We start from the raw sequence: 18012 nt of genomic DNA, 5'->3' as shown, positions 1-18012 counted from the left end.
CAAAATGCGATGTGGTTGTACCGTCTTCGCAAAGGCGCCGGCACGACAACCGCTGTTCTCCGGGTTCTTCCATTCGAACCGGTCTCTGAGGCTCAAGTTGGCGCCGCCAAAGACGGCCGCCGCGACCCGGAGTATTTCGAACGCGGTTGCAGCCAACGCACCATCTTCACCCGAGATCGCGCCGCGATTTCCCACCGGCAATCATCCGTCCGACCGCGTCTGCCAATAGGGCGGATGAACGGCCGACGTTTCATCAGAATTTTCACCATCCACCAGCAAGGCCGAAAACGCGGCGCGTACCGCCAAGGCCGCCTTTCACGTTTCTAGGGAGTCATGCGTATGAGAAAAGTTGTGTCGGCCCTGACGGGCATCTGTCTGCTGGCGCCGATGGGTGCGCTGGCGCAAGAAGAGAAATCGGCAGAAGCCACCAATTCACTGCCGCCAATCAACGTCGTTACGACCAAACAGCCAAAATCGCCCGCGAAGCAGAAGGCAGCGAAGAAGAAGCCAAACGCGAATGTGGCGGGAGGCACCGGTGCCGGCACGTCCAGCTCTGATGGGGCAATTGGAGGCGCCAACGCCGCGGCGCAAGGCGGCGACAACGCGAATCCACCTTCAGTCAACAGACAAACGGTTGGCGGAATTATCGTGGCAGATCCGGATTTGGGACGCGTCAGCAGCGTCACGCATGAGGGGCTGTCGTTGCTCGGCGGAGGCGCCCAAACCAGCTTTTACAAAGCCGCCGACATCTTGCCATCAATCCTCGTCGAAAGCCCCGATCCTTACGGCTTGAGCGGAACGCGCAATATCAACATCGCCGGCAAATCCGACTTCCATCTCGCCCGCACGATCAACGGTCTCCCCATAGCGGGCATCGTTGGCGGAGGCGATCTCTATGACCTGGAGAATATCTACCGCCTCGATGTCTACCGGGGGCCAATTCCGGCCGACAAGAGCTTGGGCATTTCAAATGCCTCCGGCGTGATCGATCAGCGCATCCTTGGACCGCAAAACAAGCAGTCCAACTTCATCGAGCAGAGCTTTGGATCCTGGGACTTCAACAAGACCTTCGCACGCATCGACACCGGTCTGCTCAGCACCGGGACCAAGCTCTTCATTTCGGGATCGACCACGAGCGCCGACAAATGGACCGGGGTCGGTGACGCGTCGCGCGAGAACGCCGCATTGGGCTTGAGCCAGTCGTTCGGCAACGCCCTCAAGGTCGACGTGAATGCCGTCTACAACAAGTTCGACGGAAATTCCTATCGCGCACTTACTTATGCGCAAACGCAGAATCTGAAAGCTAACTACGATTTCGACTATAACAAGACGCTGACGGGAATTCCGGCCGCCGATGTCAACTACTACAAATTCAATCGCGTGAATTCTGAGACGTTCGCCGTTCAAGCCGACATCGATTATCAGTTTTCCGAAGGCCAACACCTCGTCTTCAAGCCCTACTACTGGAAGAACGACGGCGCCCAATACAATGCCGCCGGTAGCACCGTTCAGATTTGGCGTCAGCAGAGCGACAACGTCGGCGGTGTTCTGGAATACAACGGGCACTTCAGGACCGGCACCGACGTCGTGGTAGGATACTGGTGGCAGTCCATGGCGCCTCCTCCGCCTCCGACCGACCAGCGTCGCTTCAGCGTCACCGCCTCCGGCGACCTCGCGTTCGCATCATGGAACACCATCGCGGATATCGACGACTTCGTCGTCAACAGCCCGTATGTCCAGCTGACGCAAGAGCTCGGGTCCATCACTGTTACCGGTGGATTGCGCTATATGAACCTCGGTGCGCCCGACATGCACTATTTCAACGGCGCCGGCATTCCGAACGGAAGCCTGGACGATGCCCTGGCCGCAAATCCAGCTCCGTTCCCGGGGACGACCGTCGCCGCCCAGGATTACACCGAGTATCTGCCGAACATCGGCATCACCAACGACTTCGGCGGCGGCTGGAGCGCCAACGTTTCCTATGGTCGCAACTTCGGTCGCCCCGATTGGGGACCGCAGGCCAGCAACTACATTCAGAACCGGGCCGCGTTCCAGGCCAAAGGCATCACGCTGCAAGATGTCGTCGATAGAGTGAAGCCAGAAGTAGCGGATCAATTTGCCGCCCAGGTGAGCTTTAGAGGATATGGACTGACCGTCATTCCGTCGGTCTTCTATGCCGAGCACACCAACAAGCAGGTGAAAGTGATCGACCCGAGCATCGGTCCGAATATCGCCTACTATGAAGGAACGGGGTCGAGCACCGAATACGGAGTCGAGCTCCAGGTCGCCTATCAGTTCAACTCGACACTGTTCGCTTTCGGATCAGGCACGTTGGCATCAGAAACCTTCGACGCCGACACGCCAACCCTGACCGGCGGCTCTCTTCTGGCCACCAAGGGAAACCAGATCCCCAATACACCCCAAACGATGCTCAAGGCCGGAATGACCTATACGTGGAATGATTTCTCCGTCACGCCGGTTGTCCGCTACATCGGCGAGCGTTACGGGGATGCCGCTAACGTGCAGAAGGTATCCGGATACACGGTTGTCGACCTCACGCTGGGATACGACATCAAGGACAAGTTCGGACTTGACGAGGCTACCTTCAAGTTTGGCGTGATCAACCTGTTCGATCGCAAATACGTCTCCCAGATCTCTCCGAACGAGACCGACTTGAGCTCGAGCGCCAACTACTATGTCGGCGCACCGCGCACGCTCATGGGCACCGTCGCGGTGAAATTCTGAAATGGGTTGTAGGGGCGCGACGATTGTTGCGCCCCTCTTCAGTTCCCGTCGAGAAACCCGTCTGGCCAGAGCACGGAAGAACGAATTCATGTCCGGTCGCAGCGCCGCTCTCAGCCACCTGTTGGTGCTCTTTCTCGTCATTCTAGCTGCTTACCTGTCGACAGCATCGCCGGTGCTCGCCGAGCGTTCGGTCACCGACATGGCCGGACGCACTGTCAGGGTACCGGATAGGATTTCGCGGGTTGCAACCATCGGTGCTGTTCCGGTCCTGAACAGCTTTGTCTTCGCGCTCGGGCAATCCGCGACGATCGCCAACAATCTCCCGCCAAACCTCGGCGGAGCACGATGGCGTTTTCAGTACGTCGTTGCACCGGATTTGGCGAAGCGCCCCGTTGTTCAAAGCAGCGAAGGACCAATCGTAGAAGGGGTCGTCCAAGCCTCCCCTGACGTCGTACTGACCATGGATCGCAAAACCGTCGATCTCATGGAACGGGTGGGTATTCCGGCAATATTCCTGTCCTGGCGGCAACCGGACGACGTCAAGGACGTCATGCGTTTGCTTGGCGAACTCTATCAGCGGCAAGACGCAGCCGAAGCCTATTGCCGCTACTTTGACGACACGCTCGCCAAAGTGAGCGCACGAACTGAAGCGCTCAGCCTCGAGCAGCGGCCTCGTGTCCTCTACGCGAGCCTTGATCGCCTGACGCAACCACATCGCATCGCCGAATGGTGGATCGAAAAAGCAGGCGGCCGGAGCGTGACCGACAACGGCCGAACGGCGGAAGCTTTCAACTTTTCAATCGAGCAAGTGTTGGATTGGAACCCTGAGGTCATCTTCGTCAGTGCGGAACGCGAAATCGCCGCCGCCTACGCCAACCCGGTTCTGGCGAGTGTCTCGGCAATAAAAAATCGGCGTGTCTATGCTGTTCCAATGGGTGTGCACGTGTGGGGGAACAGAACCGTGGAGCAGCCCCTCACGGTTCTGTGGGCGGCGAAACTGATTCATCCCGATACCTTTGGCGATACCGCGCTCGAAAGCGAAGTTCGTTCGTTCTACGAAAATTTTCTCGGGACTTCCCTCAGTGACGAGGACATCCGCGAGATCCTGGAAGGCAGGGCGGGCCAGCACAGATGAAGACACGTCGCAGCAGATTGCCTCGTAAGGCCTGAGAGTGGAAAAGCGCGAAATGAATAGAAGTCTTAGCTCTGCCACCACTGGCAGCCACCCGCAGCAACCATCCACAACCCTGACTAACGCCCGTCCGGTTTTTCGTATTGGCCTATCCGGCTGCGGCGGCGGATTGGAATCCGTTTCCTCCTCGCAGCTGCTCGATCTTGCCATGAAGGCCGAAGCCTTGGGCTTCGATGGCCTATGGTTGAACGAAGAGCACTTTCAAGGAAGCATTGTCGAGGTCGAAGGCCGCCGCTGCCATTCGCCCTTGATTCTCGCCTCGGCCATACTTGCGCGAACCCAGAAGTTGCGGGTCGGCTTTTCCGTTTTGCTTCTCGCGCTGCATCACCCCGTTCGCATCGCCGAAGAGATCGCAACGCTCGACGTAATATCGGACGGACGGATCGATTTCGGCGTCTCGCGCGGCGGCAACGCGAGATACTTGGAAGCTTACGGCGTATCCCAAGACAGTGTTGGCGAACGCTTTCATTCGACGTTGGAATTTCTCAAGCGTGCCTGGCAGGACGAAAAGGTCGTTCTCGGGACAAGCTCCTACTCGATCGAGCCGAAGCCCATCCAACGGCCACATCCGCCATTTTTCATCGGAACCCATTCCGATGAAATAGCTGCATGGGCCGGCCGCGAGGGCCATACGCTGATGTGCCACGGCATCACCAATATGGACAACCAGCGCCGCCTGATGCGCGCCTTTACCGACGCTGGCGGAGATCCGTCGCGGGTTCCCTTCGGACGTTTCGTGTATGTGAGCGAGACTGACGAGACCGCGCGCAAGGAACTCTGGCCCACCGTTCTGAAGCTGACAGAACGCTTGAAAGGCTTTGGGCTGTTCAACCGCAAGGGCGTGGTTACCGAGAGAGAGCTCGATCCTGAGGTTTTCTACCGGGAGATGGTGATTGCCGGCAGCCCTGAAACCTGCACCCGGCAAATCGCCCAGCTTCACGACGAACTTGGCGTCGCTTACCTGAATGCTCTCAGCGCGTTTTTCGGATTTTTACCACTTGAGCTACTCGAGAAGTCCCTCACCCTTATGGGACAGGAGCTTCGACCACGAGTTGAGCGCGCACTTTCTATGAAGGCAGTGCAGTCATAGCGGAGGCTCGCCTAAGCACTCGCGCTATACACCGGTCAACGACACTCTGACGTCGTGCGGCCGGGAAAGCGACGCGCCACCAGCGAGGGCTGGCTTCGCTTCACATTTTCCACTTTTTTGGAGGATGGCAGTCTGGTGGAGACATTCAGCCGTTTTGGCCAATGATATCAAAGGCCGAAAACGAAGGTGGCGCCCCGTAGGGGACTCGAACCCCTGTTACCAACGTGAGAGGCTGGTGTCCTAGGCCACTAGACGAACGGGGCTGCTCTCCGAAGGACGCCACCTATAGGAGAGGCCGCGCCGCCGATCAAGGACGAACTTCGCCCTCCGGAGCCAATAAAGTGGGCTAAAGAGCCGCGCTACCGGCCGGCTGCTTCTGGAGCGATGCTCACACGCCGGGTGACGACGCCCGTTGCAAGGTCCAAAACCGCGATACCGGCCCCACTCGGGGCCTCGTAGTGAACCGCCAGCCGGTCCCCGCTCACCGAGATGGATTTGACGACGGCGCCTGCCGGCAGATCGAGCCGATCTGGCGACGGAAGCCCGGCAACCGGCGCCGCAGCCCCTGCAACCTGTGACGGCTCCTGTTGTGCCGAAGGCGTCGCCGAGAGATAGATGATCCTGAGAACGACAGCGGTAATGCCGGCGACAATGAGCAACCCGAGAAAAGAGACGATGAACACCAGAAGGCGCTCCGTGCGCTTACGCGCAGCCGCCTCGTCCGCATCGTCGGGTTTCGTGTCGCGCGAAGGCTGCGTCATGCCGTCGAAGTCCTTGCCTTTCGCGGCGCCGGAGTGCGCCAGTCTTCGTGTGAGCCTACGTCGATCGAGGCCGGACACTGCTCTAACAGCTTCCCGGCGCACGTGGCGACAGAAATTCGCGGGCGCACAACCATGATCGACGACGAGATCGAAATCGAAGAGGATGCCGAGGAAACGGCGCCCGTCGAGCCTGCTAGCGGCACCCACGCACTGACGGCAACGACCACCGACGCCGGCATGCGGCTCGACCGCTTTCTCGCCGAGCGGCTCGCCGGCATCAGCAGGGCTCGCGTCCAGGCGCTCATTCGACAGGGCACCGTCGCAGGCCCGGCGGGGCCGGCGCGCGACCCTGGCGCGAAAGTGCGGGACGGCCAACGCTACGAAATCATGATCCCGCCGCCGACGCCGGCCGAGCCCGCGGCCGAGGCCCTACCCCTGCACATCGTTTATGAGGACAAGCACCTGCTTGTTCTCGACAAGCCGGCAGGCCTCGTCGTCCATCCCGCGGCTGGCCACGCCCAGGGCACGCTGGTCAACGCACTCATCGCCCATTGCGGCGATGAGCTGTCCGGCATCGGCGGCGTGAAGCGGCCCGGCATCGTGCATCGCCTCGACAAAGATACGTCTGGGTTGTTGGTCGTTGCGAAGTCGGACGCCGCCCACCAGGGGCTTGCCGAGCAGTTTGCCTCCCACGGCGAGGACGGCCGGCTCGTTCGCACCTACGAGGCGTTCGTCTGGGGCATTCCGGCGCGGCAGACCGGAACCATCGAAGCCAACCTCGCCCGCAGCCCGATCAACCGCAAGCGCATGGCCGTCGTGCGCGGAGAGCATGGCCGGCGCGCCGTGACCCACTTCGAAGTGGTGGAGACCTTTATTGGGCCCGACTGCAAACCCCTTGCCGCGCGCCTCAAGGTGGGTCTGGAAACCGGCCGCACGCATCAAATCCGCGTGCATCTCACTCATATCGGGCACCCCGTTATTGGTGACCCGGTTTATGGCTCAGGCTTTAAGTCGAGCGCCCGCCGGTTGCCGGAAAACGCCGCCACTGCCTTGGAAAACCTGGGCCGGCAGGCCCTCCACGCGGAGGAGTTGGGGTTTCAACACCCGGTCACGCAAAAGGCCCTCCACTTCACAAGTGCGCGACCTCCCGACATCGAAGCACTCTACGAGGCCTTGAAGCCCGTTCCCGCGGATATTCCACGAAAGTCGAAGGGCCGTGCGAAACCCAACGTTTCCAAACGGTAATTAGCGCGAGCGACGGATTCAGCACTAGGATCTCGTTAATGCATTGAGAATGTCGAAACCCGCCGAGCGATCCAAACGTTGAATACTGGCGTAGAAAGCAAGGCACGGACGACACCAGCCAGAGACACGGGACCCACGTATGTGGGACGTGCCGACGGCGGCAGCTGACGTGCTGCAGGCGAGCAACTTCAATGTCGTTGGCCTGCGATAACGAAGCAGACCTGAAGACGGGATCATCTCCAGGTTCAGACATGGGGAGCGTTCACTGACCGGTCAACCCGGCCATAGCGTTGATGGACATGGCAACAGCGAAATCTCTACCGACAATTGCAGGCGGCTCCGGCGGTCTCTCTCGTTATCTCGAGGAGATCCGCAAGTTTCCGATGCTTGAGCCGAACCAGGAGTACATGCTGGCCAAGCGTTGGCGTGAGCACAACGATCCCGATGCCGCGCAGGAGCTGATCACGTCGCATCTGCGTCTCGTGGCACGCATCGCCATGGGCTATCGCGGCTACGGCCTTCCGATCGGTGAGGTCATTTCAGAAGGCAACGTCGGCCTGATGCAAGCGGTGAAGCGCTTCGAGCCCGATCGCGGCTTCCGCCTCGCAACCTATGCCATGTGGTGGATCCGCGCCTCGATCCAGGAGTACATCCTGCGTTCGTGGAGCCTTGTTAAAATGGGCACGACGGCAGCGCAGAAGAAGCTGTTCTTCAACCTTCGCCGTGCCAAGAGCCAGCTTCAGGCCCTCGAGGAAGGCGATCTGAAGCCTGAGCACGTCAAGACGATCGCCAAGAAATTCGGCGTGACCGAAGAAGACGTCGTGTCGATGAACCGCCGCCTCGGTGGCGACGCGTCTCTCAACGCACCCGTGCGCGCCGATTCCGAATCTGGCGAGTGGCAGGATTGGTTGGTCGACGATAAGCCTGACCAGGAGGAGCAGCTTGTCGAAAGCCAGGAGATGGGTCGTCGCAAATCTTATCTCAGCGACGCGCTGTCTACCCTGAACGATCGCGAGCGCCGCATCTTCGAAGCTCGACGTCTCGTCGATGATCCGATCACGCTCGAGGAGCTGTCGACCGAGTTTGGCGTTTCGCGCGAGCGTATTCGCCAGATCGAGGTACGCGCCTTCGAGAAGGTCCAGAAGGCCGTGCAGAACGCAGCTCGTGTGGAGACCGGCGACGCCGCCTGACCAACGAAAAGCACTAGAGCATAGACAACGACCTAGGGTCGTTCCGCAAAAAATCGGAACGGCCCTAGTGCATTCTAAGCCACTCGCGCGCGCTCTTCTGCGCAGCTGAAATCTGCTTCTTGGTCATCTCGCGCGAGAGTTCGAGCCGGTAGCTTTTCGCCGCGTCGTTGCCGCGCAAGGCCGCGAGATTGAACCACTTGTGAGCCTCGACCAGATCGAGTTCCACATCGCGCCCAGCGCAGTACATGAGACCGAGCTGGAAAAAAGCTTCCGCACCGTCGACCGGCGCAGCGCCGTGGACCATGTCCTCGGCTGAAAAATCAAATCGTGCCATTTCCGTTTACCTCTGGCAGCTTCCCAATCGAATGCGAGCCCTGGCGCCATTGCCGGTCATGCCAGCAAAACCGGGGCTCTGAGATCGAACGATAGGGGCGCCAGCAATGAAAAGCGGTAAACGAGGGAACAGGCCGTTCGCCAAGAGCCGGTTTATTCGCGACTCGTTTCGAGCCAAACGAACGACTTCCGGGCAAAGGGAAATTCAAGTTTAACGATTTTGGAAACCTTGCGGTAACCATACCGCCAGAATGCCGATTGGCTTGGGATTATCCAGCAACGTCAGGCGAGCGTCGCCGAAAGCCCCCGCTGCACGGCTTCGCGCTTCGAGATCCGGTCGAGCCACGCCTTCACGCGCGGGAAGTCTCCGATATCCTGGCCCTGCCTCTGCCAATGCAGCGCCCATGGAAACGTCGCGATGTCGGCGATCGAATAGTCGTCGGCAAGGTAGCTGCGCCCCTTGAGGCGCTTGTCGAGCACGCCGTAAAGACGCGTCACCTCGTTGGTGTAGCGCTCGATGCCGTAAGCAATCTTCTTGGGCGCATAGTGGCGGAAATGATGGGCCTGCCCAGCCATTGGTCCGAAGCCGCCCACCTGCCAGAACAACCATTGATCGACCAGCACGCGACCGCGCTCGTCGTCGGGGTAGAACGCGCCGGTCTTGCGGCCGAGATACTGCAGGATGGCGCCGCTCTCGAAGATCGAGATCGGATCCTTGCCAGGCCCGTTCGGATCGACGATGGCGGGCATCTTGTTGTTGGGCGAAATGCGCAGGAACGCCGGCTTGAACTGGTCGCCCTTGTTGATGTCGACCGGCTTCACCCGATAAGCCAAGCCGCACTCTTCCAGCATGATGCGGATCTTGTGTCCGTTCGGCGTGGGCCAAAAATAGAAGTCGATCGGCTTCTGGGCCATGAAAGTCTCCGGATTGGAAATGTTTAGATCGTGAGAACCGTCGAACCCGTCGTCTTGCGTGCTTCGAGCGCACGATGCGCCTCCGCCGTATCCTTGAGTGCGAAGGTCTGGTTGACGGAAATCTTGATCGCGCCCGACAGCACCATCTGGAAGAGATCCTGTGCGTTCTCGTCGAGTTCGGCGTGCGTCGCGGTGTAGGCCATCAGCGAGGGCCGGGCTGCGAACAGCGAGCCCTTGAGCTGCGTCAGCTCGAACGGCGGCACCGGACCTGAGGCATTGCCGAAGCTGACCCACAGACCCTTCCTGCGCAAACAGTCGAGCGAGCGCGGGAAGGTGTCCTTGCCGATGCCGTCATACACGACATGGCATCCTTCACCGTCCGTGATCTCGCGGACCCTCTGCACAAAATCTTCGCGCGAGGTGACGATCACGTGGTGTGCGCCGTGCGCACGCGCGATCTCGGCCTTTTCGTCTGTGCTGACCGTTCCGATCAGCGTCGCCCCGAGCGCTTTCGCCCACTGGCAAGCGATCAGCCCCACGCCCCCCGCCGCCGCGTGGAACAGCAGCACGGTCCCTGGCCCCACCTTGTAGGTCTCCCGCAGGAGGTAGCGGGCGGTCATGCCGGCGAGCATCGCCGCGGCCGCCGTCTCGTAGGAGATCCCGTCCGGCAGCTTGACGAGCCGGTCCGCCTTGATCAACCGCTCCTCGGCGTAACCACCAAGCTCGGTTCCGTAAGCGACCCGGTCGCCGACCGTGAACGACGTGACGCCCTCGCCCACCGCGACCACATCGCCCGCGCCTTCCATGCCGATCACCGCCGGCAGGTTGGCCAGCGGATAAAGCCCCGTACGATGATAAACGTCGATATAGTTCAATCCGGCGGCGCGCTGTCTGATTCGCACTTCACCCGGGCCTGGCGCGCCGACTTCGATTTGCTCCCACGTCAGACGATCCGGACCGCCAACGGCATGCAGGCGTATTCCATGCACCATTTGAGCAACTCCATGAAACGGATTGGGAATCCATGACGATTGCGCTTCGCCATGCTTACGACACGCGGCGCTCTTTGGATCGCCTTGACCCTGCCACGCGTGCCTTCTATTGGCACAATCAAGTGATCACAAGAGGCCTTGGATGAGCATGCGCTACGCCGCCACACGGATCGCGGCGAACCTGCATGTCGTCGCGGTATCGCTTTCTCTCGGCGCCTGCGCCATCGGGGCCGGTCCCGAGATCGAGGCGCGGGCCGGTCTCGGCTGCGTGGATGATTCCGTCGAGTGCATCAACCGCCGCCAGGCCACGCTGCGTCACATGGTGGACGACAAATCCCGCAGCTGGGTCCATGAAGCGCCCACTCCGGAGGCCTATGCCTCGGGCGTGCGGTTGTTTGCCTACAAGACCAAGAAAAAGGAGCTGTCCTGCGACGAGCTGAAGCGCGGCAAACTCGAAGCCGACACCGCCCGCACCAGCCTCAACAGCATGGGGACCCGCCTCACGCCGGCCCAGGTCTCCCGCAGCGCCATGCTGGCCGGAGAGGTCGGACGCGAATTACAAAATGAAATCAATCGTCGTTGCAAGAAGGCCTGACCGCCGCCACATTACGGCTGGCCGGGCATCGGCTTCGATCTTCCACTGCGTGGCACTGGCCGCGCTCCCCTGACAAGAGAGTATGGTCCTCAATGGCCTTGGAAGCAGTTGTCGAGACGGTCGTAACCTTCGTGCGCGAGCACGAAAGCTGGGCCGCCCCCGTCGCCTTTATCGTGGCGTTTGGCGAGAGCTTTTGCTTTCTGTCCCTCCTGATTCCGGGAACCGCCATTCTGGTCGGAATCGCCGCCCTGCTCGCTGCTAGCGGCGTCGAGGCTCATATCCTGCCCTCCGCCATCATCGCCGCAGCCCTGGGCGGCTCGCTCGGCTATGCGGTGTCGTTCTGGATCGGTCGCTACTTCAAGGACAGCGTCCACAACATTTGGCCGTTCACGACGCGCCCACATCTGATCACGCAGTCCCAGGAATTCTTCGAGCACTACGGCGCCTTCGGCGTCTTCCTCGGCCACTTCTTCGGCCCCGTTCGTGCCGTCATCCCCGTGGTCGCCGGCATGTTCCGCATGCGCGAGTTGCCGTTCCAGATCGCCAACGTCCTGAGTGCGATCATCTGGTCGGCGGGCGTGATCGCACCCTCCTTCTTCCTCGTGACCTTCAAGGATGAGGTGATCGCGTTCCTTCACGCGCACCAGTATGCGGTGCTGTCGGTCATCCTGTTGCTTGCGATCGCCAACAGCATCCCGCGTCCGATCCTGTTCGTACCGACGCTGCTTTTGGTTCTAGGCCTCGGCACGTTGATGGTGATCGGCAACGGCAATTTCCCGATGGTATGGATCGCCGCCGCCATCGGCGCCTTCATCGGCGACTTCTACGCCTACTACAAAGGCATTCTGCACCGCCAAGCTCGTATCGAGACCTGGCCTTTTTCCGCCACCAAGAAGCAGCACGCCGACGCGCGCGCCTTCGTCGAGAGCCGCGGCCTCCCGAGCCTCTTCATCAGCAAGTTCCAGGGTTTCAACCGCGGACTCGTGCCGCTCGAAACCGGCAATCTCGAACGCCCGATGGGTTCGTTCCTGGTCGCGAGTGCCAGCTCCGCCCTGCTGTGGGCGCTCGCCGTTCTATTGCCCGCGCTGGTGGTCGGAAAAATTGTGGCCTGAAGCGACAGCAGGCTTCGTCAGGATGGCACGACAAGCATAGTCCCGGAACGGCCGCTCGAAGACCAGCACCGCGCCCGTATCCGCCGCGAGCCGCCGCAGCTCGCCTTCGAGCTCGGCCCGTGGCTCGACGGAAAACTTCCGGAGCCACGCGCGCAACCCGGCCCGAAACGTCTGAGGCAACCGGCTCTGCTCGCCGAAGTCCACGACATGCAGCGAGCCGCCCGGCTTCACCGCTTGAAACGCGCGCTCCAACGCGGCCCGCCACGGCGGGATCATCGACAGTGCATACGAGATGAACACGCGGTCGAAGCCGTCCATCCCGAAAACCGATTTCGCATCGAACAAAGCTGCGTCGGCCTGTTCGAGCTGAATGCTGTGCTGAAGCCCGGCCTTGGCGACGGAAGCTTCCGCCGTCTCCAGCATGGCCCGCGAGACATCGAACCCGAAGCAGCGCGCCGAAGGATACCGTTGCGCTGCGAGTATGAGATTGCGCCCCGTCCCGCAACCGATTTCGAGAATGCTTCCCGAGGGCGGGGGAGCAAGTGAATCCAAAAGCCCATCGCGCCCGAGCAGATAATATTTGCGCGACGCGTCGTAGATGTGCCGCTGGACGCGATAAATCGCGTCCATCTCGGCAGCGGCATCAGCCATGGCGCTAGTGTCCCGATTCCGAAGTTCGCCAAAGTTCTCGACTAATGTGATTCAGATCGAGAAATTCGCTCGGAATACGGCTGCATGATCTGGCGAATTTCTCGATCATCACGCTAGGCCTCGAGCGTATAGAGGTGGAACCCACCATAGATCGACGAGCGATCCGCAGCCGTGAATGCCCGCGATCGCGCTGCATCGTAGCGGAAGCGGCTCAGGATCGCATTCGGAACGCGTCCCGGCAGGATGGTTTCCTCACCCGCGGTACGGAAAATCACGCGGCAACCGGGCTTACCCGTCCGCACGATCTCGCTCCACAGCGTCGTGAGCTGCTCGTCGGTCATCCAGTCCTGCGCATCGAGCAGCACATAGGCGTCGTAAGCCGGCGCCTGGAAGCTCGCGAGATGCTCCCCGAACGACGCATGCACCACGTTGACGTTCCCGGCACGGGCCTTCAGCGTCTCCCAGTTTCCGCGCTCGAGATAGGGCGGAAGCGGCCCCTTGCCGTCAGCCGCATAACCGCGTCCGAACGCCTGCCAGGCGAAATAGTTGTCCTTGAGATCGAAGCCGTACGCGAGCCGCGCCAAGCGCTCCTTGAGCACGTCCGCCATGTGCGGCGCATCACCCTTGAGCGCATCGAACTGCGACGGCGGAATGCCGAGCCCGAACAGCGAAGCCGGCTTGTCCATGAGCCAGCGCATGTGGCGCATCGCAAACAGCGGTGCGAGCTCTTCGTTGAACAAGCGTTCCTGATCGGCGCGGTTCTTTGCATCGAGCAGCTTCGCGGGGTTGCGGCCGTGCATCCGCGTCAGCACGTGGCCAGCCGTGATGAACCAGCCGAGCAGACCCTGCCGATAGAACTTGCGGCCGAAATAGCTGATGCGACGCCGCCCCAGCGCGTCCCGCCCTTCCCAGTAGGCCCGCGTCGTCCGGTCGAGATGTGGCGCCAGGATGCGATCGTAGATTCCGGCTGTCTCGGGATCGGCAGCAGACACGAAAAAGCGCGCGAAGGTTTCGTAGTCGGGGCTGTGCGTGACCGCCGCCAGCTTGAGCTTGTTGAGCGCCACGTGTGCCGGATTGAGGTCGAGCGCAGTGACCTGCACTTCCTCAGCCGTCACGTACGAGAACACGTTGCACCCGCCCGACGCGATCGCGGCGACCCGCTCGCCGGGCTTCAGCGCCATGGCTTCGAGATCGACCACCGGATCTTCCCAGATCTGCGGGTAGACAAGCCCCGAGAACGCCCAGGTAAAAAACCGCTCCTCGAGGCCCTTTCGGCTCGCCGCTCCGTACCGATGCACAGCCTCGGCGAGGCGATGGTTGCGCCCCCGGTTCAGTTCGCCTTCACCTTGTACGTGCGCCTCAGCCGCTCCGCCCATCGCAAATCCCCGGGTATCCTTATTCATCCGGCCCGACTAACGATTTCATGTTGCAGCCCTGTGACAACTCTGCGGCAAGCTGTGGACCCCATGCGACACCCTGGACCCGGGGCCGGGCTTTTCCGCCGTTCGGCTTGCCTCGGGCGGCAAGATCCCTTAGACGAGGCGTCACAGATCGGACACGGGCGCAGCGCCCGGCATTTACGAGGATTTTCACCATGACCGCCCGTCATCCCCGCAAGGTCGAGACCCAGAAGAAGAAGGCTCGCCGCGCGATTCCCCGCGACAAGGTCACCCGCATACAGGGCAACACCGCCGCCGCTCGCAAGCGCCTGAAGAAGCAGTCGGGCAAGCTGCGCGCCGCCAAGGCGAAGGCCTCGGCCTAACCCTCTCAACGACACGGCGATTTGCTTGAAGCCCTGGTTGCCCCGGCAGCCGGGGCTAAAAGTGTGTCTGAGCTTATCTAGCGCTGGAACACGGTCACCGCTTCCACGTGCGGCGAGAACAGGAACTGGTCGATCGGCGTGACCGGCCCCATCCGATAGCCGCCGTCGATCAGCGTCCGGGCATCGCGCGCAAGCGTCGCCGGATTGCACGACACCGCGATCACTACCGGCACCTTCGATTTCGCGAGACGCTCCGCCTGCTCGGCCGCGCCCGCACGCGGCGGATCGAGCACCACCGCGTCGAACTCGGCGAGTTCCCGCGCCGAGAGCGGATCGCGATAGAGATCGCGCACCGTTGCCGTGACAGGTTTCAAACCCTGCGCATGCCGCATCGCGCCAGCCAACGCGTTGATCGCCCGCCGGTCGCTGTCGTAGGCCACGACCGACGCGCGCCGCGCGAGCGGAAACGTCAGCGTCCCAACCCCAGAAAAGAGATCGGCAACCTTCTTCGCCCGTTTCGGCAACGCGGCGACGCAGAGATCGGCTAGCAGCCGCTCCGCTTCCGGCACCGCTTGCAGGAACAGCCCCGGCGCAATCTCCACCTCGACGCCACCGATGGTCAAAACCGGCCGCCCACCGGAAACGATCTCCTCGCCACCGACCACGAGCCGCGCCAGCCTCATCTTCTGCGCGAGCGCGCCAAGCTCGGCCCGTTCATGCGGTGAGAGATCTTTTCGCCCGTTGTCGAACGAGACATCGAGGCCATGATCGAGCTTGGTAACAACGAGACGCCCGCCCGCGCGATCGACCATCACGCGGCGCGCCATCTCCCGCAAGCCCGGCACCGTCGCGACGATCTGCGGATCGAGCACCGGGCATTCGGCGAGATCGACCAGCGTATGCTGGCCTTCCTCGCGAAAGCCGATGATGACCTCTGCGCCACGCCGCTCGACACCCAGAAATGCGCGCCGCCGCGAGTTGCCATCGACGACGACGACCGGCGCCACTTCGGCATCGAGACCGCGATGGCGGAACGCTTCGACCACGAGCCCGTGTTTCCAATCGCGATAGAGCGCGGGCGACATATGCTGCGCGAGGCAGCCGCCGCACTGCAGGAAGTGGCGGCAGGCTGGTTCGACGCGCTCTGCGCTGTCCTTGAGCCGCTGCGCACCTTCGGATCCGATGCGCCACTGCTCGCCCGGAAGCGCGAACGGCACATAAACCGGAGCGCCTTCGCGCATGGCGATGCCGTCGCCCTTGGCGCCGAGCCGCTCGATCGTGAGCTCCGTGCTCTCAGCCATCGAAATGCGCTCCAAGCAGAAACTCCTGATTGCCCGATCCGCCTTCGATCGGAGAAGCGATGACGCCATCCACCTGCCAGCCGGGGCGCGCCGCGATCCAGGCAGCGATCTTTTCCGCCTGCGCGTCGCGCACGTCGGCGTCCCGCACGATGCCGCCCTTCCCGATCGCCTGCGGTCCCGCCTCGAATTGCGGCTTCACCAGCGCCACCAGCCAGCTCCCGGCCCGGGCCAGCGCAAGCCCGGCCGGAAGCGCCTTTTCAAGCGATATGAAGCTCACGTCGGCCACGACCGCCGTCACCTCCTGATCGATCTCCTGTGCCGTGAGCGCCCGCGCATCGAAGCCCTCGAGCGACGTCACTCGCGGATCGTCGCGCAAGCGCGGATGCAGCTGTCCGTGCCCCACGTCAACCGCATACACGTGCTTTGCACCACGCTGCAGCAGCAGGTCCGTGAACCCGCCGGTGGAGGCTCCGATATCGAGCGCAACCCGGCCTTCCGGATCGAACCCGAACGCTTCGAGCCCGGCCGCGAGCTTGTGGCTACCCCGCGAAACATAGTCCGCAGCCTCCGCAAGTACGATCGGCACATTGTCCGCCACCACGGCGCCGGGCTTCAGCTGCACCGCCCCATCGACGATCACCGCCCCACGGACGATCAGGTCCCGCGCCCGCGACCGGGTCGGCACCAATCCCCTTTCAAGCAGCGCTTTGTCGAGCCTCAGCCCCATCGCCGTGCATTCCGTGTTGAACTTTGCCGGCCCCTGCTGGTTGTGCCACAGAGGAACGCTATATATCGATATGAACTATGGAAATCAGGCATCCAGAAGTAGACGGAGACCGCTGATGATGAAACCCAATCGCCGAAACTTTCTTTGCGCCGCCGGTGCTGCCACGCTCGTCACGGCCGTCTCGACAGGCGGCATTGGCCGCGCCTTTGCAGATACGGCCCCGGAAGGCCCGTTTACCTTGCCCGCGCTGCCCTACGACCCCGCAGCTCTCGAACCCCATATCGACGCGACGACGATGGGGATCCACCACGGAAAGCACCACGCCGCCTATGTCAAAAACCTGAATACCGCCCTCAAGGATCACGGCGACCTCGCCAAGCTGCCGCTCGAGGACATTCTCGCCAAGCTCAGCGAGGTTCCGGAAGCCGTCCGCACCGCCATCCGTAACAACGGCGGTGGGCACGCCAACCACTCGATGTTCTGGCAGATCATGGGCGCGCCTGGCGGCCCCGGCCCCGAAGGCGAGCTGAAGGCCGCGATCGACAGCGATCTCGGCGGCCTCGAAAAGCTCCAGGAAGCTTTCAACACCGCCGGCACCAAGGTCTTCGGTTCAGGCTGGGTGTTCGTAACCGTCGACAAGGGCGGCAAGCTCGCGCTCGTCTCGAAGCCGAACCAGGACACGCCACTGATGGACGGCGGACGCGCACTGATCGGCAACGACGTCTGGGAGCACGCCTATTATCTGAAATACCAGAACAAGCGTGCCGACTACCTGAAAGCCTGGTGGAACGTCGTGAACTGGAAGGCCGTCGGCGAACGCTACGCCGCCGCCAAGGCCGGAACCCTCAAGATCTGACTATGGTCGCTTCGAACCCACGCGCTCGGATCGTCGCGGCACCTATCGGCCGCGGCGTGAATCGGCAGAGCGGGAAAAATTCGAAGCGTACGTATTCCGTCTCACCGAAGAGACCTCTCCCCATTGAATTCGAGACAATGGGGAGAGGGAAGATAGCCTAATCCTTCACGGCATATCGGCCGGGGCCGTTCGCGAACAGCAGCAGCAGGCCGCCGGCGAGACCCAGGTTCTTGAGGAAGCTGATTTGTTGCATCTGCCCGCCGTCACCCGACCACGCGGTGTGAAAGACGAGCGCCGCAACGATCGAGAAGCCGGCGAGCGCGAGCGCCGCCCAGCGCGAAAATACGCCGAACAGAATGGCGAGCCCGCCACCAAGCTCCGTGACGATGGCGAGCGGCAGCAAAATTCCCGGAAGCCCGTAAGCCTCCATGTAGCCGACGGACCCCTCATAGCCAGTGATTTTCCCGATGCCGGCAATGATGAAAATGGGCGCAAGAAGAAGGCGCGCAACGAGGCTCGTGAGATCGTGTGTCGAAGTCATGGTT

The 18012-nt window shown here is 61.8% G+C and carries 18 protein-coding genes and 1 tRNA gene; 9 read left to right on the top strand and 10 right to left on the bottom strand.

From position 1 onward, the window contains the following. Nucleotides 1–339 precede the first annotated feature (339 nt). The 3 genes from RCO24_RS19070 to RCO24_RS19060 are packed head-to-tail and all read left to right on the top strand — an operon-like array spanning nt 340 to nt 5027. Entirely contained in the window at nt 340–2745 is a 2406-nt protein-coding gene (locus RCO24_RS19070; RefSeq protein ID WP_308964276.1) for a TonB-dependent receptor domain-containing protein, read from the top strand. A 1-nt stretch (nt 2746) separates the two neighbouring features. Beyond that, the gene (locus RCO24_RS19065) at nt 2747–3880 is read left to right on the top strand and encodes an ABC transporter substrate-binding protein (RefSeq protein ID WP_308964275.1); all 1134 of its coding nucleotides are present in this window, start codon (nt 2747–2749) and stop codon (nt 3878–3880) included. A gap of 37 nt (nt 3881–3917) precedes the next feature. Then, nucleotides 3918–5027 carry an LLM class flavin-dependent oxidoreductase gene (locus RCO24_RS19060; RefSeq protein WP_308964274.1) on the top strand — a complete coding sequence of 370 codons (1110 nt, stop codon included), beginning with the start codon at nt 3918–3920 and terminating at the stop codon, nt 5025–5027. A gap of 187 nt (nt 5028–5214) precedes the next feature. On the opposite strand, the gene RCO24_RS19055 is transcribed toward RCO24_RS19060, so the two are convergent. Together RCO24_RS19055 and RCO24_RS19050 are read right to left on the bottom strand one after the other, a co-directional pair. Next, nucleotides 5215–5290 (bottom strand) — tRNA-Glu (locus tag RCO24_RS19055). Between the two features lie 96 nt (nt 5291–5386). Continuing rightward, on the bottom strand, nt 5387–5788 hold the full coding sequence (locus RCO24_RS19050; protein WP_308964273.1) for a hypothetical protein: 402 nt from the start codon (nt 5786–5788) through the stop codon (nt 5387–5389). 132 nt (nt 5789–5920) lie between these two features. Here RCO24_RS19050 and RCO24_RS19045 point away from each other — a divergent pair, with 132 nt between their 5' ends. After that, nucleotides 5921–7033, top strand: a complete 1113-nt coding sequence (locus RCO24_RS19045) for an RluA family pseudouridine synthase (protein WP_308964272.1) — start codon at nt 5921–5923, stop codon at nt 7031–7033. Between the two features lie 299 nt (nt 7034–7332). After that, nucleotides 7333–8223, top strand: coding sequence for an RNA polymerase sigma factor RpoH (rpoH, locus tag RCO24_RS19040; RefSeq protein WP_308964271.1), 891 nt, complete (start codon nt 7333–7335; stop codon nt 8221–8223). Between the two features lie 64 nt (nt 8224–8287). On the opposite strand, the gene RCO24_RS19035 is transcribed toward rpoH, so the two are convergent. From RCO24_RS19035 to RCO24_RS19025, 3 genes are all read right to left on the bottom strand, one after another. Continuing rightward, nucleotides 8288–8557: a hypothetical protein gene (locus RCO24_RS19035; RefSeq protein ID WP_308964270.1), complete on the bottom strand. Its 270-nt coding sequence runs from the start codon at nt 8555–8557 to the stop codon at nt 8288–8290. 281 nt (nt 8558–8838) lie between these two features. Continuing rightward, complete coding sequence (locus tag RCO24_RS19030) at nt 8839–9471, bottom strand: glutathione S-transferase N-terminal domain-containing protein (protein ID WP_308964269.1); 633 nt, start codon at nt 9469–9471, stop codon at nt 8839–8841. A 23-nt stretch (nt 9472–9494) separates the two neighbouring features. Further along, the gene (locus tag RCO24_RS19025) at nt 9495–10463 is read right to left on the bottom strand and encodes a quinone oxidoreductase (RefSeq protein ID WP_308964268.1); all 969 of its coding nucleotides are present in this window, start codon (nt 10461–10463) and stop codon (nt 9495–9497) included. Nucleotides 10464–10611: 148 nt separating this feature from the next. Here RCO24_RS19025 and RCO24_RS19020 point away from each other — a divergent pair, with 148 nt between their 5' ends. Continuing rightward, on the top strand, nt 10612–11058 hold the full coding sequence (locus RCO24_RS19020) for a hypothetical protein (protein WP_308964267.1): 447 nt from the start codon (nt 10612–10614) through the stop codon (nt 11056–11058). A gap of 92 nt (nt 11059–11150) precedes the next feature. Further along, on the top strand, nt 11151–12170 hold the full coding sequence (locus RCO24_RS19015; protein WP_308964266.1) for a VTT domain-containing protein: 1020 nt from the start codon (nt 11151–11153) through the stop codon (nt 12168–12170). Here RCO24_RS19015 and RCO24_RS19010 read toward each other — a convergent pair. After that, nucleotides 12132–12821 (bottom strand): class I SAM-dependent methyltransferase, encoded by a 690-nt coding sequence (locus RCO24_RS19010; protein ID WP_308964265.1) that lies wholly within the window; start codon nt 12819–12821, stop codon nt 12132–12134. The two genes, RCO24_RS19015 and RCO24_RS19010, sit on opposite strands and share 39 nt — an antisense overlap. 113 nt (nt 12822–12934) lie before the next feature. Continuing rightward, a complete protein-coding gene (locus tag RCO24_RS19005; protein WP_308964264.1) occupies nt 12935–14197 on the bottom strand; it encodes a DUF3419 family protein in 1263 nt (420 codons plus the stop codon). Nucleotides 14198–14415: 218 nt separating this feature from the next. Here RCO24_RS19005 and RCO24_RS19000 point away from each other — a divergent pair, with 218 nt between their 5' ends. Further along, a complete protein-coding gene (locus RCO24_RS19000) occupies nt 14416–14583 on the top strand; it encodes a hypothetical protein (protein ID WP_308964263.1) in 168 nt (55 codons plus the stop codon). A 77-nt stretch (nt 14584–14660) separates the two neighbouring features. On the opposite strand, the gene RCO24_RS18995 is transcribed toward RCO24_RS19000, so the two are convergent. Beyond that, complete coding sequence (locus tag RCO24_RS18995; RefSeq protein ID WP_308964262.1) at nt 14661–15884, bottom strand: methyltransferase; 1224 nt, start codon at nt 15882–15884, stop codon at nt 14661–14663. Then, nucleotides 15877–16611, bottom strand: coding sequence for a TlyA family RNA methyltransferase (locus tag RCO24_RS18990; protein ID WP_308964261.1), 735 nt, complete (start codon nt 16609–16611; stop codon nt 15877–15879). The genes RCO24_RS18995 and RCO24_RS18990 overlap by 8 nt, the downstream gene beginning before the upstream one ends. Nucleotides 16612–16726: 115 nt before the next feature. Here RCO24_RS18990 and RCO24_RS18985 point away from each other — a divergent pair, with 115 nt between their 5' ends. Continuing rightward, nucleotides 16727–17467: a superoxide dismutase gene (locus RCO24_RS18985; protein WP_308964260.1), complete on the top strand. Its 741-nt coding sequence runs from the start codon at nt 16727–16729 to the stop codon at nt 17465–17467. Between the two features lie 157 nt (nt 17468–17624). Here RCO24_RS18985 and RCO24_RS18980 read toward each other — a convergent pair whose 3' ends face one another. Further along, nucleotides 17625–18008, bottom strand: a complete 384-nt coding sequence (locus tag RCO24_RS18980; RefSeq protein WP_308964259.1) for a DoxX family protein — start codon at nt 18006–18008, stop codon at nt 17625–17627. Between the last annotated feature and the right edge of the window lie 4 nt (nt 18009–18012).

It is taken from the genome of Hyphomicrobium sp. LHD-15 (assembly GCF_031157355.1).
Lineage (GTDB): Bacteria > Pseudomonadota > Alphaproteobacteria > Rhizobiales > Hyphomicrobiaceae > Hyphomicrobium_C.
Note: the sequence above shows the minus strand (reverse complement) of the source record. Positions and strands in the feature narration are given on the sequence as shown.